Genomic DNA, 16,330 nt, shown 5'->3' with positions numbered 1-16,330 from the left:
CAGTCTTATCGCTGTAGTGTTATGTTTTTTATAGGAAAAATGAAGCTCTCTATTTGGTGTTATGGGTGTTTTACAGAGGTCAGTTTTTCACAATAACGAAGCGTTCTATTTAATCACTGTTAGGTGACAATCATGGATACGGCCTCACAAATTGCTCGGTACGCACTGGTACTTGCGCTGATGGCGCCTCTTTTGGGAGGCGCATTGGTTATTGCCCCTTTTTCCGACCGGCTAGGTAGGCGCATGGTGCGGGCTTGGAACCAGGCGTTTCTGTCCATATTTGGCATATCGTTCGAAGTGCAGTACGACATCGGGCCCGAGGAACTGCAGCAGGGCGGGATAATCGTCGGGCTGACACAACAGAGCATTATTGACCCCACGGTAGGGTTCGCGGTCTGGGACAAGCCGGTCAACGCAATCTGGAACATCGAGTATGCGCTAATTCCATTTTTCGGCTGGGTCTCGTTTATTCTCGGCTGGGTCATTGTTCGCCAGAATCCTTCTCAATCAAAACGCCAGATTGAGAAGGCGGCGAAGTACGCTGCAAATGGCGGCCTGGTCTACTTGTCTGCTGAAGGAAAACGCAGTGTCGACGGCAGCCTGAGCCCCTACAAGAAAGGGCCCGTTGTCATGGCAATCAGTGCCCAGGTCCCGTTATGCCCAGTTTATATAGCGGGTAGCCGACAATGTATGCCGCCCGGAGCCTGGAAAATCCGCCCGGGGAAAATCATTATGAGGTATTTGGCCCCGATACCAACCACTGGCATGACATACGAGGATCGACATTCACTGCTTGAGCACCTACGGATAGTGGGTGAGAAGGAGCATTCACGATGGGTCAACGATCGTGAGTCTGTCACCTAAAAAACGGTTCAAGCCGACCGTCCCGCCGCGCTTCGCGCGCCAGTCCGGCCGCTTAACCTAGGCGTTATAAGTAAACCTACATGCTCCAGATTCTGAATAGAATTTAGATATCTAGAACTTAATTTAATCAAGAGCAAAAGAAGTCATGAGCATTTATCCCGAAAGTCAAACGGCTATTTTGCTAGTTGATCCTTATAAGGATTTTCTCTCTTCACGCGGCCAAGCTTGGCCCTTGTTGCGCACTGTTGCTAAACAAGTGAACCTTATCGAGAATCTAAAAAATATCATAAAGACTGGCCGTGATCAGGGGCTACCGATTTTTTATGCAATGCATCTTAAATACCGCCCGGGTAATTATGATGACCTTAAATACCTGTCTCCTTCGCAAGCAGGGATAAAGTTTGCGAAAACATTCAAAGCTGATTCATTTGGCAGTGAATTTCACCCTGATTTTGTTCCGGAATCTGAAGATGTCATTGCCAGTGAACATGCATGTACCAGCGGTTTTGGCGATACTGATTTACACGAAAAGCTACAGGAAAAAGGTATTAGCCACCTGATTATAGTGGGTCTGTTATCTAATACTTGTATCGAATCGACCGCTCGAAGTGCTGTGGATCTTAATTATCACGTCACACTTGTAACCGATGCTGTAGCCTCTTGGACCCCAAAGGATCATCAGGCCGCTGTAGAGTTTAGCTACCCTCATATTGGTCATATTGTAACTACCACCGAAAAACTCATTCGCACTTTAGCGCAGGAGTCTCAATATGCTTAATCGAATCCTAAATAGCATTGTACTAATGATTGCTAAATATCAAATGAGAAAATATGAGCAATATCCGGTCATTAGCACGGCGGTGGTTTTGGTCAACGTACAAAACGCATTTCTAACATCCCCCCTAGAATTGATAACGAAGCTGGAAAACCTAATTACCTTTGCTCGCCAGCACGGCTTTCAAGTTATCTACGCCCCATACGGATCAAATGCTGAGAACCCATTTCCCACACCCGCGCAATTACAAATGCAACATCAGCTTACGGCCACAAAAAACGGATTCGATGTGCCAGAAAAACTGGCCCTACAAGACAGTGATGTTGTAATTCAATCAAGGAATAAACTGAGCGCCTTTGTCGAAACCAACCTAAATTCACACTTAAAAAGCACAGGTATCGAACATCTTATTTTCGCTGGGCCACTCGCCAATATCACTTTAGATTCCAGCGCCAGAGATGGGGTTGAACTAGGCTACCACGTGACTATTATTAGCGACTGTACATCTGCCGCTACAATACAGGAGAAGCAATTTTCAACTCAAGTAACCTTTCCTCGCTTTGTTCAAACAGTGGTTAACTTATCTGACTTTAAAAGGTTAGCGCTTATAACAAAGCCATCAATCTGACGGTGCACTTCCCCCGGTTTAGTGGACACGCATCAGTAACTCCGCAAGAGGAGCAAAGCGATGCCGCAGACACATCCCTTTGGTCGGATACTGAATACGTCAGACTGCTCCTAGGTGGTTGTGGAATATCGGCTTCGCCAAAAGAGGCACCCTTTGATTCATAACGAAAACCGGGACAAATTTATTTAATGCAGTAGAAAAAGGTCGGAGGCTTTTTTGGATCTGGAATTGGTCAATAAGTAATCTAAAAATCGCGCCTATTTTAAAAATCTGGAGCACTTATCATCGAAAAAACGTCTAGATTTTACATAGGAGCATCATTGTAACAAGGCTCTATAGTTATTCTACAGCCTCGTTAGGATCAACTGAAAAGGGAAAAACATCACCGCAATGAACAAAATCTTCATACTTGCCATAGTTGTGGTTGCTGGGTGGTATGGAAACTCTTTATACCAACAAAATGATTTGCCGTTCATGCAAAACTCGGAGACTTACTCTGGATCTGGTGAACAACTAAAGTGCATCACGAAAGACGGTAGAGTTTTATACGGCAGCGTGCCTCAAGGAACTGTATGTGAAAGGCGAGAGTCCGTTAAAGGCTCATTAACAATCGTTTCTAGTGGAGCCGTAAGCGCTAACCAGAGCAGTAACCAAAAAAATTCAAGTTTTAAATGTGATGGCAGGCAACACTGCAGTCAAATGAACTCAAGAGCTGAAGCTGAGTATTTTGTCAAAAATTGTCCAAACATTAAAATGGATGGGGATCACGACGGAATCCCGTGTGAAAATGATTTCCGATTTTAGTGTGAGTGAATGGAGGTCTTGATGAAACGTACTTATTCACAGCGTATTGCCTCCTACGTTGAGGCTGAGTTGGCGAATGAGGGTCCCGGGGTCAGGTCTTGCGTTTTGCCTCTGCCTTGCCATTTCGTTGTAATCGTTTCAATCTATCCAGCCTCAACTAAAACCACGGAAGGTGCCAGGGAATGGCCAGGCCGCTGCGCCTTTTTGTCAGTTTTCGGTAAGCGTCCGGTAATTCCACAGTGAGTCTGGTCTTTACAGTTTACCTCGATTTCTCTACTTTAAACTTACGCTTTTGCCTGTTCAGGCAATGACCCACCAGGGCCATGCGAAACCACGGATTCAGGTAAGGAAATCTCGGGGCTATAAGCCTGTGTCGACTATGCTGAAGACAAAATGAATGCTACAGGACGAGGAGGCGCGAAATGCGTATTGAGAGTATTGCTGTGTATACGGCCGATTTAACCTACACGGGTAAGGCTTATGCCTTTGCGGGAGGAAGATCGCATCAGGTGTTTACCAGTACAGTGGTGGTGGTGACCACGGATACGGGGCTGCATGGCTACGGTGAAGCCTGCCCCTGCGGCCCTAACTATATGGCGGCCTTTTCGGAGGGGATTCCCTCTTGCCTGTCGCTGCTGGCGCCCAGTGTGATAGGTGAGGATCCCACGCACACCACGCGTATTCACGAGTGCATGAACCAGGCGCTGACCGGGCATGCGGTTGCAAAGGCGGCCATTGATATTGCCTGCTGGGATTTGTTGGGCAAGCATGCTGGGCTGCCAGTCTACGCTTTGCTCGGCGGGCTGCTCTCGCCGTCTATGCCGCTGCACCGAAATGTCCCGTTGGCGGAATCGGATCAGATGGAAGAATCTTTGCGTCAGTTTCGATCAGAAGGCTTTCGCCGGTTTCAGATCAAGCTGGGGCATAGTGTTGAGGAAGATATCGATCTGGTTCGCACTCTGAGCAAGGCAAAACCTGCAGACGAGCTTTGGATGTGCGACATCAACCGGGCCTGGCGCCAGGATGAAGCCGTGCGATTCTCGCGGGCGCTTGAAGATTTGGAGATCTATCTTGAACAGCCCTGTTACAGCTATGAGGAGTGCCTGTCGGTTCGCCGTCGAATCCGCCACCCGGTTAAACTGGACGAAAGCCTGAACTGCCTGGCCGATGTGCAGCGGGCCTTGCGTGACGATGCGATGGACGCCATGGCCCTGAAAATCAGTCGGGTTGGCGGTTTGACACCATCACGGGTCATTCGGGACGTGTGCGTAGATGCTGGCATAGCAATGACCATTGAAGATGCCTGGGGCAGTGGTATAGCCACAGCCGCTTATGCGCATCTGGCGGCCAGCACCCCGGCAAAAGCGTTGCTGACGACAACCGATCTTCACAATTACAATACCTCCCAATTGGCAACGGGAGCGCCTGAAGTGTGTTCCGGCCGGATGATCCTCAGTGATCGCCCGGGGTTGGGTGTGGTTCCAGATTTTGAGAAGCTGACGCTGCTTGACGTGTATAAGTAATCAGGCGACCTCTAAGACAAAGTTACCTGAATATCCGTTCACAACAAGCCGGTCGCCTTGTTTTAAGGCTGGTGCAGCCACCTGCTTACTATTCGCTTTGCATTTACTTCGCTCGATCATTGCGGGTCGACTAATCTCGGCCGAGCTAAGCTTTTCTCGCTTAAGGAATTGGGTTTTGAGTGACATGTTGATCCCCATCTTTTGGCTATCCCTTGCGTCATTTTCTAATTTAGGGGGATATCTCATCATGGGTGTATGACAGCATTAAGTCATTGGCCTGGCGGCACCGGCACTGGACAACTAAGCTGGCAGGGCGGTTGTTAGTGCGCTTCTTGAGCAGGAGCCGCGCATTATCTACAATGGCACACCTTTCAAATACTTCAGGTCATAAATATGAGCGACGAAAACTCAAAACCAACCTTGCCAGACCGTCTTGCGGGCAATCCTCGTAGCCCACACCATTCGGAAGAGGTTTTCGAACACCCCATCGGCATTCGGCTGAATGGCAAAGAGCGTAAAGATGTCGATGAATATTGCGTCAGCGAAGGTTGGATAAAAATCCAGTCGCCGAAAGCATTGGATCGTCGTGGCCAGCCTTTGATGATCACGTTAAAAGGCACTGTTGAAGCCTTCTACCTCTAGTCAGTTCCAAGACCTGCGTTCTACGCATACACTGAAAGGCCCGATAACAAAGAGCGCGCTATGGAACCCGGATCTGCAACACTGACCATGACCGTTTTGATGACGCCGGATGTGGCCAACTTTTCCGGCAATGTGCACGGTGGTACCTTGCTTAAGCATCTTGATGAAGTGGCTTATGCCTGCGCCAGCCGGTATGCAGGTGCTTATGTCGTTACTCTGTCCGTAGACCAGGTTATGTTTCTTCAACCCGTTCATGTGGGCGAGTTGGTGACCTTTCTGGCCAGCGTTAATTACACCGGGCGCACGTCCATGGAGGTGGGTATTAAGGTGATCACGGAGAACATCCGTGAAAAGCTGGTCAGACATACCAACAGCTGCTTTTTCACGATGGTGGCGGTGGATGAAAATGGAAAATCCGTCGAAGTGCCCAAACTGGAACCCCTCACTGATGATCAAATCAGGCGATTTGCGAACGGCCAGGAGCGCCGTGCGATTCGTGCTGAGTTAGAGGAGCGTTATAAGGCACTTCATCGTCCAGGCACGTAGCGGAACTCGCTGGATAGATTTTTGGCCAACAAGGGTGCAGCTTCCATCACTTGGCTAAATTCACTATGCCATTGCATTCAGTAAATGGAAGCTAACAGCCATGACCCAAACGTTAATGAAAGCCATCGTCACCACCGGTAATGGTGGCTATGAAAAGCTGGTATGCAAAGACGTGCCGGTCCCTGAAATCGGGCCAGGCGAAGTGCTGGTGAAAGTTTTGGCCGCAGGCGTTAACAACACAGAGATCAATACGCGACTGGGTTGGTATTCCTCTTCGGTTAACGATTCTACGAATGACGCATCGGAAGCAAAGGCCGCGCCGGCTGCGCCAAAGAGTGACGGTGGCTGGAATAATCAGACGCCTTTTCCGCTTATTCAGGGCACAGATTGCTGTGGCCTTGTGGTCAATGTGGGCGCTGATGGCGACAAAAGCCTCATCAACAAGCGTGTCCTTATCCGCCCGTGTATTCGCGAACACGGTTTTAGCTCCCTCGATAATATCTGGATGGGGTCTGATTTTGATGGTGCATTTGCCCAATATGTAAAAATCTGGGCAAGTGAAGTGTTTCCAGTGACGTGTGAGTGGACGGATGCCGAACTTGGAACCATTCCCTGTGCCTACGGAACGGCTGAGAACATGCTTCATAGGGCCAATTTGAGGCCAGGTGAAACGATTTTGGTGGTGGGGGCGTCAGGCGGCGTGGGCTCTGCGGCCGTGCAGCTTGCAAAGCGCAGGGGCGCAAAAGTTATCGCCATTGCGGGTGAAAACAAGCACGAAAAAGTGGCTCAGATCGGTGCCGACATCCTGTTAGGAAGATCCGCTGATCTGCTCGCAGAGCTCGGGGAGCAATCTGTAGATGTTGTTGTGGATAACGTGGCCGGGAGTGGATTTCCTACCATGCTCAAACTATTGAAACGAGGCGGGCGGCTTGTTTCATCAGGTGCTATTGCCGGGCCTGTTGTTGACCTTGATATGCGTGATATGTATTTAAAAGACATCACTCTAATGGGAACAACGGCTTGGGACGAAGTGGTTTTTCCCAATATTGTGAGCTACATCGAGCAAGGTGAGATTCAGCCGATTCTAGCGAAGACCTTCCCCTTGTCTGCCATTGCGGAAGCTCAAGCGGAGTTTCTTATGAAAAAGCATGTGGGTAAATTTGTTCTGATACCTTAGGCTGGAAACGGTCATGGCACAGTAAATCCGGTCACATGATTAAAAGCCGGGTAGGCCTGATTCTGAAGATCAGACCTGCCCCGGTTTTCGTTCTTTCAATAATGCGAGCGGGTGTCACCTTCCGGGCTTTCGGTAGGCACCAGAGCCTTGAACAGATCCTGGACTTCCAGAACCCCGACCTGCTTACCTTTTCGAACCACCCGATAGGTGAGGCTGGTGTCGCCTCCAGACAGCGCAATCACCGATTCCAGGTTGTCTCTTTCACCGATATCGCCGGCCACGTTGTCAGGCGCTTCCGTGGTTTTCTTCATGATGGACCGAACCCGCAGCACTCGGGCACGATTGATGTCGCTGATAAAGTTGACGATGTAAGGATCGTTCGGGTGCATCAGTATTTCTTGCGGCTCACCCTGTTGAACAATATAACCTTCCTTAAGTATGACCAGGTGGTCTGCCAGTTTCAGTGACTCATCCAGATCGTGGGTGATGAAAACGATGGTCTTATGCAACTCGTCCTGAAGCTCCAGCAGCAGGTCTTGCATGTCTGACCGTATCAGCGGATCCAGCGCCGAGAAGGCCTCGTCCATCAGCATGATCGGTGAGTTAGAGGTCAGTGCCCGGGCGATACCAACGCGCTGTTGCATACCACCAGACAGTTGGTGCGGGTACTGGTATTCGTTGCCTTCCAGACCCACGCGGGCGATCCATTTTTTGGCTTCTGCTTCGAAGTCCTCAATTTTATGGCCGCGCACGGAAAGCGCCATCCCGGCGTTTTCAAGAACGGTTTTGTGCGGCAGCAGCGCGAATTTCTGGAACACCATCGACATGCGTTCCCTGCGCAGGTTGCGCAACTGGTCTTCGTCAAACGCCAGCACGTTCTCGCCATCGACTGCGATTTCACCGCCGGTGGGTTCAATCAACCGGTTGAGATGCCGAATGAGCGTGGACTTGCCAGATCCCGACAGCCCCATGATGACGGTTACATGGCCCTCGCGCATATCCACGTTGATATCCTGAAGGCCCAGCACGTGCTGATGCTTTTCGAGAAGTTCGGCCTTTCCCATGCCTTGTTTTACGTACTCAAGGGCAACGTCGGGAGTAGGGCCGAAAATCTTGTACAGGTTCCGGATTGAAATTTTGATGTCCCGATCCACAATGCGCTTCCTTACTGTTTTTGCGAGGCGTTAATACGCGCTAGCGATGCTTTGGTTACCCGGTCCAGAATGACCGCCAGAATAACAATGCCAAGACCCGCTACCAGGCCAACACCGAGTTCCAGATTGCGTATGCCCTGGAGTACCAGCACGCCAAGGCCGGGCGCCGACACCAAGGAGGCAATAACAACCATGGCCAGGCTCATCATGATGGTCTGGTTTACCCCTGCCATGATGTTAGGCAGCGCCAGCGGAATCTGTACCTTGTACAGCTTTTGCCGGCTGGTCATGCCGAAGGCATTCGCCGCTTCAATCACGTCTGGGTCTACCAGCCGGATACCCAGGTTGGTCATGCGTATAACGGGCACAATGGCGTAAAGAATGATTGCGATGCCGTACAGTTTGGACTCGGTCACGCTGAATAGAAAAATCAGCGGGATCAGATACACAAAAGGCGGCAGGGTCTGCAGCATGTCGAGTACCGGGATCGTCAGCCTCTGCATCATGTTATTTCGGGACATGGCGATACCAATGGGCACGCCCAGCAGCACACAGATGAACGCGCAGACAAATATAATCGCCAGTGTTTGCATGGCGTATATGTAGTAGTCGATGAAGGCAAGCAGGCACAGGCTGCCAGCCACGAAGCCGACCAGCTTCCAGGATTTGGTGACAAGCAGAACAACCGCCAGCAGAATCGGAATAACGATCCACCAGGGCGTCGTGATCATGCCGTAAAGAGTGCCATCAAGGGCCCAACTCAAGGGCTGCGTAATGGGGTCCAGCACAATACTGAGATTGTCTTTGACGGCAAGAAAACCTTGCTCCAGCCCTTGGGTTAATTCCCGGGACTGAGGGAAGGCTGCGCAGGAGTCATTGAGTGCATCCATGGATGGAAACGGCACGTCCCAAAGGGATTGCTCGGCTTCCGTACCTTTGGATTTGTTGAGTAGTGCGGCCATCGACATGGGCGCGTCGCTCTTGCCTTCAGCGCACCACTCCGTGAGTCCAAGCGATGAAAATAGGAAGTCATAGGTTGCCATGAGCGTTCAATATTCCTTGCGCATTCAGAATGGGGTATTCGGTGTGATTTTTATTAGATCTATAAAAGAAGAGCCGGCGAACCGGCTCTTCTTGATAACGTCTACTGGCCAAGCACGTTGGCGAGTTGCTCGGTGGCTGAAGCATTCAGCCAGCTAGACCACTCATCGGTATTGTTACTCAGGAAGTAAACGGCAGCCTCTTCGGCGGAGGCGTTGTTTTCATCCATCCAAGCCAGCAGGGCACTCATGGTGCTGGTTTTGAAGGTCATGTTGCCCAGCATCTCAACCACTTCTGGCTCGCGCTCACCGAAACTGGTGGTGACTGCGGTCAGAATGGTGGCAGCGGGGAACTCAGAAACACCGGGATTTTCGGCCATTTGGGTCTGGTTACGGGTATGAACGTCTGGCTTGTAATCGCCAATTTTAACCCGAGTCATGTCGTACTTGCCGAGTGGTACAGTCGGGCCCCAGTAGTAACCGAACCAGGGCTCTTCGCTCTGAACCGCAGAAGCCATAGACGTCGCCAGGGTTTCACCGGAACCGTGATCGAATACCGTGATACCTGACGCTTTGAGATCAAGAGCGCGGACCAGGTTGTCACTGACAACACGGCAGCCCCAACCACTCGGGCAGTTGTTAAAGCGGCTGTCTACCAGTTCCGGATTTGCCATGATGCCTTCGATGGTTTTCAGTTCCGGGTGTTTCTCGGCCAGATACGTGGGAATCCACCAGCCCTCAATACCACCTGGGTCCAGTACTTCGGCCACGCGCTTGATTTTGCCTTGCTCTTCCAGTCGCAGGTACGCTTCGCCGGCAGAGTTTAGCCACAGCTCGGTCACGATGTCCGGTTCGCCATTTTCAGCGACCGATGTGACGGCAGGAACGGTGTCCGAAGGAATCACGGTTACGTCACAGCCGTAGCCTTGTTCCATAATAAAAGTGGCGACGCCGGTTACGACGGCGTTCGAGGCCCAGCTCATCTGAGTGATGGATACTTCACCGCATTCAGCGGCAGCGAGCGAGGGTGCAGATAGGGCGCACAAAAGCGCCACTGGCGTTAGTTTACGCATGATTAATACTCCATTTGGGTTTGAGCGCGCAGGGCACAGGACCCGCTGAGGGAGTCCTGAAGACTTCTCGAGAGATGATTTGGCGCTTTGAAAGCGTATTTGAAAGGCAGTGCAAACGTTGAGACCTCGGTTAATACGTAGCTACTAGGGTAATGGTTTGGGTAGGAGTTACAAGTGATTAATTTTGAAGCTCGCTAAAAACTCCACATTGCGGTCGTATTTTTCAGAAACCAGAAGAGATTTATTTTCTGTGATAGTTTAATAAGCAATGACAGACCCGTTCCTTTTCGTGCCTCTGAAAAACCGTCAATGGGGTATATTAGTCGCCACGTTTATTCTCTATATAAGGAGCAACCCAGCATGCTGGCAAAGAAAAAACCCACCAACGTAATTGGTGAACCATTGGAAGTCTGCGGCAAAGATCCGGTGACCGGTTTTTTCCGTGACGGTTGCTGCAATACGGGGCCCGAGGACATGGGCAACCATACGGTATGTGCGGTAGTGACTGATGATTTCCTGGCGTTTTCCCGCAGCCGGGGTAACGATCTAACCGAAGCCCGCCCGGAGTTCGGCTTCCCGGGTTTAAAAGCTGGAGACGGCTGGTGCCTGTGCGCTGGCCGTTGGCGTGAAGCGTTGGATGCGGGCTGTGCACCCCGGGTTCGGCTCAAGGCGACGCATCGAGCCGCGCTGGAGGTTTGTGACCTGGCGGACTTGAAGAAGCATTCTGTGGATCTGAGTTAGTGACACATAGCGGGGAGGGCTTTAGATCGCCCTCCACCGTCTACTCAGGCAAAATCGTATTCCCCGCCTTTTTCAAGGGCGATTTGGTAAGCCGGTCTGGCGTGCACGCGTTTCACCCAGGCTATGATACTAGGCCGGTTCTTGCCGGTAATGCTCCTGGCCACTGAGGCTTCCAGCGGAAAGCTCATTTGAATATCCGCAGCGCTCAGGTTATCCCCAAGAAACCAGGTGTTCTTGGCTAGGTGAGATTCAACAAAGTCCAGGTGCATTTTGATCATCGGGCCGATGAAAACCTCATTGGTTTTATTCGCAATGCCTTTTGCCACCGGCTTGACAAAAAACGGCATCGGGCTGGTTTTTACCTTTTCAAACACCAGGCGCATCAGCAGCGGCGGCATTAAAGAGCCTTCGGCGTAATGCAGCCAGTATGTGTAATCAAGCCAAGCCTGGCCGCCGCTCTTCGGCAGCATGGTGCCTTTGCCATAGGTGCGGGCAAGGTATTCGATAATGGCGCCAGACTCCGCGATAACCAAGTCGCCGTCGGTGATCACCGGTGATTTACCCAGCGGGTGTATTTTTTTGAGGCTGTCAGGCGCTAGCATGGATTTGGGATCACGCTTGTAGTGCTGGATCTCGTAGGGCACTCCCAGCTCTTCCAACATCCAGAGAATACGTTGTGAGCGGGAGTTATTGAGGTGGTGGACTGTAATCATGCTGAAATCCTGTTCGCGTCAAAAAAAAGAGTACATCATTAAGGTAGGCTGGAAATGACTTTTTGGTTCACCACCATCGCGACTTTGAGTCGCTTTAGCGAAAGCCGCAGGGCGGGCTGATTTACGCCCGTTCCCGCTCAATCCGCACCGGAACAGATTTCGACCCCGGCGTTTTCGATAGCTGATCATGATGGCTGACCGGCACCAGAACATTGCACTCCGGGTAGTAAGAGGCCACGGTGCCTGCCGGAATCTGGTAGGGCGTTAGCACCAGGCCGCCAAGGCGGCGATCCACACCATCGTCCAAGTCTGTGATCATCTGGACATGGTCTCCACCCGATAGCCCGGCACGTTTAATATCATCCGGGTTCATCAGCAGCACATCCCGCGTTCCTTCAATGCCATGAAAACGATCCGAATAGCCATAAATGGTGGTGTTGAACTGATCGTTGGAACGCATGGTCAGCAAGCTGTAACGGCCAGGTTTTTTGTCGAATCCCAACGATGTCAGCCGCTCTGGCGTGGTGAACAGTGCTTTCTTCTCTGGCGTCTTCCAGATTCGTTCGTGGGCAGCAATGCCGCGATAGAAACCACCGGGCTCGAACATCCTTGCATTGAAATCGCCAAAGTCGTTGGGGTATGTTTGCTCGATCAGCTCCCGCACCAGGGAATAGTCTGCGGTCCACTCTTCCCATTTTACCTTCGGGTTCTCTGGCAGCAGAACTTTGGCGATACCGGTGATGATCGCCAGCTCGCTTTTCAGGTGTTTTGATATGGGTGACCGGTGGCCGGTGGAACCACTGATCATCGAAAAGCTGTCTTCCGTGGAAACGGCCTGCGGCCCGCTGGCCTGTTCATCCACTTCGGCACGGCCCAGGCAGGGCAATATATAGGCTGATTTGCCTGGGAAAATATGACTGCGATTAAGCTTGGTGGAAATCATCACCGTCAGGTTCTGCTGCGCCCAGCTCTGTTCCATCCGTTGCTGGTCCGGCACCGCGCGCAGCAGATTGCCACCAAGGCAAATGCTCGCTTTGACCGATCCGGCGATCAAACCCTCGACCATCTCGACAATGTTCACACCGTCCTTGAGGGGCGGGTTGAAGTCAAAAAGCTCGCGCAGCTTGTCCATGGGAATAAGGCCGGCCTTCTCCGCAATGCCAACGGTTCGCTGGCCCTGAACGTTGGAGTGCCCGCGCACCGGGCAAACACCCGCGCCAAGCCTGCCAATATTGCCTCTTAGCATTAGCAGATTAACCAGCATGCCCACATTGACTGAACCGTGAGTGTGCTGGGTGAGGCCCATGCCATAAACGCCGATGACACGTTCCGCCTTTATATAAACGTCGGCGGCTTTTTGCAGTGCTTGTTTGGTCAGCCCGCTACCGGCTTCGATATCGTTCCAGTCGGCGGCCTCAACCGAGCCTAGGAAGCTGTCGAACCCCTGGGTGTGTTCCTTAATGAAAGTCACATCGATGATACGTTTGTCGCCATTGCGATGAGCGGCCTTGTCTGCCTCGATGACGTGCTTGCAGATGCCCATGATGGCTGCCACATCGCCGCCAGAGTTTAACTGGTGATACTGGTCGGATATTTTGGTCTGCCGCCCCGTGGTCATATCAACCGCACTCTGGGGGTCCACAAACGCCACCAAACCCTGCTCGATAATCGGATTGAAGGTGACAATTTTAGCGCCGCGCTTTTTGGCCTCTTTCAGGGGGTGAAGAAAGCGCGGGCTATTGGTGCCGGGGTTCTGGCCGAAGAAGAAAAACGCATCTGCCTGTTCCAGGTCTTCCCAGACGATGGTGCCGACGGGAGAACCAATCACCTTGCTAAGGCCAACAGAGGTAGTCTCGTGGCACATGTTCGAGCTTTGCGGCAGATTGTTATTGCCGTGCAGTCGCGCCATCAGTGCGTAAAGATAGGCGGCCTCAAGCCCGGCATGACCGGATGCATAGAACACGGCGCTTTCGGGATCGAGTACGTTGAGGTTATCCGCGATGTCTTTGAACGCCGATTCCCAGTCCACTTCTTCGTAGCGGTCGCTTTGTGGGTTATAACGCATCGGGTGGGTTAGCCTGCCGGTTTTCTCCAGCTCATGATCGGTCCAGGTACGGAGCTGTTGCACCGTATGTGTTTCCCAGAATTCGGGGGTGCAGCGGTCTTTTGTTAACTCCCACATAACCGCTTTTGCGCCGCTTTCGCAGAATTCAAACGCGCTGTAGTTCTTGGGTTTGGGCCAGGCGCAGGAAGGACACATAAGGCCACCAGGCTTGTTCATTCGGCGCAGTGTGTCCGCCGCGGAAAGTGAGGCCGACGATTCAATAGAGATACTAGCGATTCCTTTTAGCGACCCCCAGCCACCAGCCGGTCCCTTACCGGCGACGATGTCATCCTTATTGCTCATGTGCTTCCCCGCTCAAGCTTGTTCGTTTTCAGTCGCAAACAGGTTCGTAGCATCTTGCTCCCAATCCTAGCCCCAATCACTACCCTCGGGGGCCGAACAGTAACCAGATGATTAAGCCGATCAAGGGGAACGCGAGCAGCACGATAATCCAGATCACTTTGGCGACAGTGCTTGCCCTGCTCTTTGCTATCTTAACGATGACCAAGATAACGATGACCAGCCAAACCAGGCTCAGCAAACCACCGAAGGCACTACCTACACTACTAAATAGGCTATCCACGTCATTCTCCTTGGCTATTGATGGGCATGTCCACAAGCAGCATAGCTCGAATAATGGCGCATAGCCGAGTGTAAAACAGGACAGATTGATTTTCTGTGAGAGTTTTGGGCTAGACTCAAAGGCCGACAGAAGAATCTACTTTCTTTTGCAGGAAAGTGACGATTGACCGACCTACGCGAATGTCGGATCTGTTTTCAGAAAGGACGGGCTTGCATGAAATACATCTTCGAAGTGCATATCAGGGCGGGCTATACCGCCGAGGATTACGCGGATGCATGGATGCGTGCAAGCGAGTTGATTCAGCGCGCACCGGGCGCGCTGGGAACGGAATTGCACCGCAAGATCGGTGAGCCGGATACGCTTATAGCCATTGCCCACTGGGACAGCAAAGCCAGCCGGGATGCGATGGAGTCACAGCACAATCCCGACGTGGCTGACATTATCCGCAGTGCGGCGCCTTTCTGTGAAATCCAGCCCCTTGGTGAGTTTGAAGATCCGGAGTGGGTGGTTAACCTGACCGGCTAGTTACCAGTCGGTGACGGATTTCACTTCCAGAAACTCTTCCAGCCCCCACACGCCGCCTTCCCGGCTGCCGTTGCCCGACTGTTTCATGCCGCCGAACGGGAAACCTGACGATCCGGATTTGCCGTTAATTTCGATCATGCCCGACCGCAATTGCCGCGCCAATCGGTGGGCTTTTTCTTTATCGGAGGTCTGGATGTAGTTGGTCAGCCCATAGTGGGTATCGTTTGCCATCTTCACCGCTTCTTCTTCTGTTTCAAACGCTGTGATGGCCAGAACCGGGCCGAAAATTTCTTCGCTCCAGATGGTCATTTCGCGCGTGACGTCTGCGAAAACGGTTGGCCTTACAAAATAGCCCTTGTTCAGCCCTTCTGGCCGGCCTTCGCCACCGGATACCAGCGTCGCGCCTTCTGCAATACCTTTTTTGATCAGTGCCTGAATTTTCTGGAACTGTTGTTCAGAAACCACGGGCCCAATTTGGCGGCCGTCTACGTCGGCGGGGCCAACATCTGTCTGACTGGCAATCAATGCGGCGGTTTCAACAGCCTGCTTGTAAAGTGACTTCTCGACAAGCATCCGTGTGGGCGCGTTGCAGGATTGGCCTGAGTTCGCAAAGCAATGGCGCACGCCACGCGTTATGGCTTTTTCATCGGCGTCTGCAAAGATGATGTTAGCGCCTTTGCCGCCCAGTTCCAGGCCAACTCGCTTCACGGTGTCTGCTGCGGCAATGGTGATGGCTTTGCCGGCACGGGTTGAACCGGTAAAGCTGACCAGATCAATATCCGGGTGCTTTGAAAGTTGCGAGCCAACGCCTTCGCCATCGCCGTTAACCAGGTTGAACACGCCGTCTGGAAAGCCCGTACTGTCGATCATTTCTGCCAGCAGCATTGCCGACAAGGGTGAAATCTCTGACGGCTTGAGAACCACTGTGCAGCCAGCCGCAATCGCAGCCGGCACTTTCAGCATTATTTGGTTCATCGGCCAGTTCCAGGGGGTTATCAGAGCGCAAACGCCTACAGGTTCGTGCATGATTCTGTTTTCTGGCGCGTGGTCACCCAGGGCGTGCTCAAAGTTGAAGGTTTTTAGCGCACGAATGGTGTTTTTCAAATGCGTAGCGCCGGCGCCCACTTGGGCCGTTCTTGCCAAATTGATGGGCGCTCCCATTTCTTTGCTGATGGTTTGTGCCATCTCTTCAGCACGCGCGCTGTAGGTTTCCAGCAAGCGCTCTAGCAGGTCAATACGTTGTTCTCTGGTCGACATCGACCAGGCCGGGAACGCACTTTTTGCGGCGCTGACGGCCATATTCGTATCAGCCTCAGAACCCAGAGTAATCTTGGCAAATCCGGTTTCATCAGAAGGGTTGATAACGTCTATGGTTTGGGTGCCCTCAGGCGTTACCCATTTTCCGTTAATGTAGAACTTGGTCGTATCCATCATGCGT

At 51.9% G+C, this 16,330-nt stretch carries 17 protein-coding genes; 10 read left to right on the top strand and 7 right to left on the bottom strand.

Annotation, left to right across the window (positions count from 1 at the left end; genetic code table 11):
* The first annotated feature begins 132 nt into the window (after positions 1 to 132).
* The 8 genes from MRBBS_RS14805 (at position 133) to MRBBS_RS14770 (ending at position 6,959) form a co-directional block, all read left to right on the top strand.
* The gene (locus MRBBS_RS14805) at positions 133 to 864 is read left to right on the top strand and encodes a lysophospholipid acyltransferase family protein (protein WP_014872374.1); all 732 of its coding nucleotides are present in this window, start codon (positions 133 to 135) and stop codon (positions 862 to 864) included.
* Between the two features lie 145 nt (positions 865 to 1,009).
* Entirely contained in the window at positions 1,010 to 1,642 is a 633-nt protein-coding gene (locus tag MRBBS_RS14800; protein WP_014872373.1) for a cysteine hydrolase family protein, read from the top strand.
* A complete protein-coding gene (locus MRBBS_RS18705) occupies positions 1,635 to 2,267 on the top strand; it encodes a cysteine hydrolase family protein (RefSeq protein ID WP_050996654.1) in 633 nt (210 codons plus the stop codon). Before MRBBS_RS14800 ends, MRBBS_RS18705 begins: the two co-directional genes overlap by 8 nt.
* Before the next feature lie 390 nt (positions 2,268 to 2,657).
* The gene (locus tag MRBBS_RS20365; RefSeq protein WP_083847066.1) at positions 2,658 to 3,071 is read left to right on the top strand and encodes an excalibur calcium-binding domain-containing protein; all 414 of its coding nucleotides are present in this window, start codon (positions 2,658 to 2,660) and stop codon (positions 3,069 to 3,071) included.
* 422 nt (positions 3,072 to 3,493) lie between these two features.
* Positions 3,494 to 4,594 carry a mandelate racemase/muconate lactonizing enzyme family protein gene (locus MRBBS_RS14790; RefSeq protein WP_014872372.1) on the top strand — a complete coding sequence of 367 codons (1,101 nt, stop codon included), beginning with the start codon at positions 3,494 to 3,496 and terminating at the stop codon, positions 4,592 to 4,594.
* Between the two features lie 393 nt (positions 4,595 to 4,987).
* A complete protein-coding gene (locus MRBBS_RS14780) occupies positions 4,988 to 5,236 on the top strand; it encodes a DUF3297 family protein (RefSeq protein WP_014872371.1) in 249 nt (82 codons plus the stop codon).
* 60 nt (positions 5,237 to 5,296) lie between these two features.
* A complete protein-coding gene (locus MRBBS_RS14775; RefSeq protein WP_014872370.1) occupies positions 5,297 to 5,782 on the top strand; it encodes an acyl-CoA thioesterase in 486 nt (161 codons plus the stop codon).
* Between the two features lie 115 nt (positions 5,783 to 5,897).
* Positions 5,898 to 6,959: an alcohol dehydrogenase family protein gene (locus tag MRBBS_RS14770; RefSeq protein ID WP_227497527.1), complete on the top strand. Its 1,062-nt coding sequence runs from the start codon at positions 5,898 to 5,900 to the stop codon at positions 6,957 to 6,959.
* A 95-nt stretch (positions 6,960 to 7,054) separates the two neighbouring features.
* On the opposite strand, the gene MRBBS_RS14765 is transcribed toward MRBBS_RS14770, so the two are convergent.
* From MRBBS_RS14765 to MRBBS_RS14755, 3 genes are all read right to left on the bottom strand, one after another.
* Positions 7,055 to 8,113, bottom strand: coding sequence for a betaine/proline/choline family ABC transporter ATP-binding protein (locus MRBBS_RS14765; protein WP_014872368.1), 1,059 nt, complete (start codon positions 8,111 to 8,113; stop codon positions 7,055 to 7,057).
* A gap of 11 nt (positions 8,114 to 8,124) precedes the next feature.
* Entirely contained in the window at positions 8,125 to 9,156 is a 1,032-nt protein-coding gene (locus tag MRBBS_RS14760) for an ABC transporter permease (protein WP_014872367.1), read from the bottom strand.
* Positions 9,157 to 9,257: 101 nt separating this feature from the next.
* Positions 9,258 to 10,226 (bottom strand): ABC transporter substrate-binding protein, encoded by a 969-nt coding sequence (locus MRBBS_RS14755; protein WP_014872366.1) that lies wholly within the window; start codon positions 10,224 to 10,226, stop codon positions 9,258 to 9,260.
* Between the two features lie 360 nt (positions 10,227 to 10,586).
* Between MRBBS_RS14755 and MRBBS_RS14750 the strand changes: the two genes are divergently transcribed.
* Positions 10,587 to 10,967, top strand: coding sequence for a DUF2237 family protein (locus MRBBS_RS14750; RefSeq protein ID WP_014872365.1), 381 nt, complete (start codon positions 10,587 to 10,589; stop codon positions 10,965 to 10,967).
* Positions 10,968 to 11,011: 44 nt separating this feature from the next.
* On the opposite strand, the gene MRBBS_RS14745 is transcribed toward MRBBS_RS14750, so the two are convergent.
* The 3 genes from MRBBS_RS14745 to MRBBS_RS14735 form a co-directional block, all read right to left on the bottom strand.
* Complete coding sequence (locus MRBBS_RS14745) at positions 11,012 to 11,680, bottom strand: glutathione S-transferase family protein (RefSeq protein ID WP_014872364.1); 669 nt, start codon at positions 11,678 to 11,680, stop codon at positions 11,012 to 11,014.
* Positions 11,681 to 11,801: 121 nt separating this feature from the next.
* Positions 11,802 to 14,087 carry an FdhF/YdeP family oxidoreductase gene (locus MRBBS_RS14740; protein ID WP_014872363.1) on the bottom strand — a complete coding sequence of 762 codons (2,286 nt, stop codon included), beginning with the start codon at positions 14,085 to 14,087 and terminating at the stop codon, positions 11,802 to 11,804.
* Between the two features lie 79 nt (positions 14,088 to 14,166).
* On the bottom strand, positions 14,167 to 14,367 hold the full coding sequence (locus MRBBS_RS14735; protein ID WP_014872362.1) for a PLDc N-terminal domain-containing protein: 201 nt from the start codon (positions 14,365 to 14,367) through the stop codon (positions 14,167 to 14,169).
* Positions 14,368 to 14,580: 213 nt separating this feature from the next.
* Between MRBBS_RS14735 and MRBBS_RS14730 the strand changes: the two genes are divergently transcribed.
* The gene (locus MRBBS_RS14730; RefSeq protein ID WP_014872361.1) at positions 14,581 to 14,892 is read left to right on the top strand and encodes an antibiotic biosynthesis monooxygenase family protein; all 312 of its coding nucleotides are present in this window, start codon (positions 14,581 to 14,583) and stop codon (positions 14,890 to 14,892) included.
* Here MRBBS_RS14730 and MRBBS_RS14725 read toward each other — a convergent pair whose 3' ends face one another.
* Positions 14,893 to 16,326, bottom strand: coding sequence for an aldehyde dehydrogenase family protein (locus tag MRBBS_RS14725; RefSeq protein ID WP_014872360.1), 1,434 nt, complete (start codon positions 16,324 to 16,326; stop codon positions 14,893 to 14,895). It lies immediately after the preceding gene.
* Positions 16,327 to 16,330: the final 4 nt, after the last annotated feature.

Source organism: Marinobacter sp. BSs20148, from assembly GCF_000283275.1.
Lineage (GTDB): Bacteria > Pseudomonadota > Gammaproteobacteria > Pseudomonadales > Oleiphilaceae > Marinobacter > Marinobacter psychrophilus.
This window is presented reverse-complemented; position numbering and strand designations above follow the sequence as displayed.

Coding starts and splice junctions, on each gene's coding strand:
- MRBBS_RS14805 (WP_014872374.1), top strand. CDS start 133: ATGGATACGGCCTCACAAATTGCTCGGTACGCACTGGTACTTGCGCTG.
- MRBBS_RS18705 (WP_050996654.1), top strand. CDS start 1,635: ATGCTTAATCGAATCCTAAATAGCATTGTACTAATGATTGCTAAATAT.
- MRBBS_RS14745 (WP_014872364.1), bottom strand. CDS start 11,680: ATGATTACAGTCCACCACCTCAATAACTCCCGCTCACAACGTATTCTC.
- MRBBS_RS14730 (WP_014872361.1), top strand. CDS start 14,581: ATGAAATACATCTTCGAAGTGCATATCAGGGCGGGCTATACCGCCGAG.
- MRBBS_RS20365 (WP_083847066.1), top strand. CDS start 2,658: ATGAACAAAATCTTCATACTTGCCATAGTTGTGGTTGCTGGGTGGTAT.
- MRBBS_RS14800 (WP_014872373.1), top strand. CDS start 1,010: ATGAGCATTTATCCCGAAAGTCAAACGGCTATTTTGCTAGTTGATCCT.
- MRBBS_RS14760 (WP_014872367.1), bottom strand. CDS start 9,156: ATGGCAACCTATGACTTCCTATTTTCATCGCTTGGACTCACGGAGTGG.
- MRBBS_RS14775 (WP_014872370.1), top strand. CDS start 5,297: ATGGAACCCGGATCTGCAACACTGACCATGACCGTTTTGATGACGCCG.
- MRBBS_RS14740 (WP_014872363.1), bottom strand. CDS start 14,087: ATGAGCAATAAGGATGACATCGTCGCCGGTAAGGGACCGGCTGGTGGC.
- MRBBS_RS14750 (WP_014872365.1), top strand. CDS start 10,587: ATGCTGGCAAAGAAAAAACCCACCAACGTAATTGGTGAACCATTGGAA.
- MRBBS_RS14770 (WP_227497527.1), top strand. CDS start 5,898: ATGAAAGCCATCGTCACCACCGGTAATGGTGGCTATGAAAAGCTGGTA.
- MRBBS_RS14725 (WP_014872360.1), bottom strand. CDS start 16,326: ATGATGGATACGACCAAGTTCTACATTAACGGAAAATGGGTAACGCCT.
- MRBBS_RS14755 (WP_014872366.1), bottom strand. CDS start 10,226: ATGCGTAAACTAACGCCAGTGGCGCTTTTGTGCGCCCTATCTGCACCC.
- MRBBS_RS14780 (WP_014872371.1), top strand. CDS start 4,988: ATGAGCGACGAAAACTCAAAACCAACCTTGCCAGACCGTCTTGCGGGC.
- MRBBS_RS14790 (WP_014872372.1), top strand. CDS start 3,494: ATGCGTATTGAGAGTATTGCTGTGTATACGGCCGATTTAACCTACACG.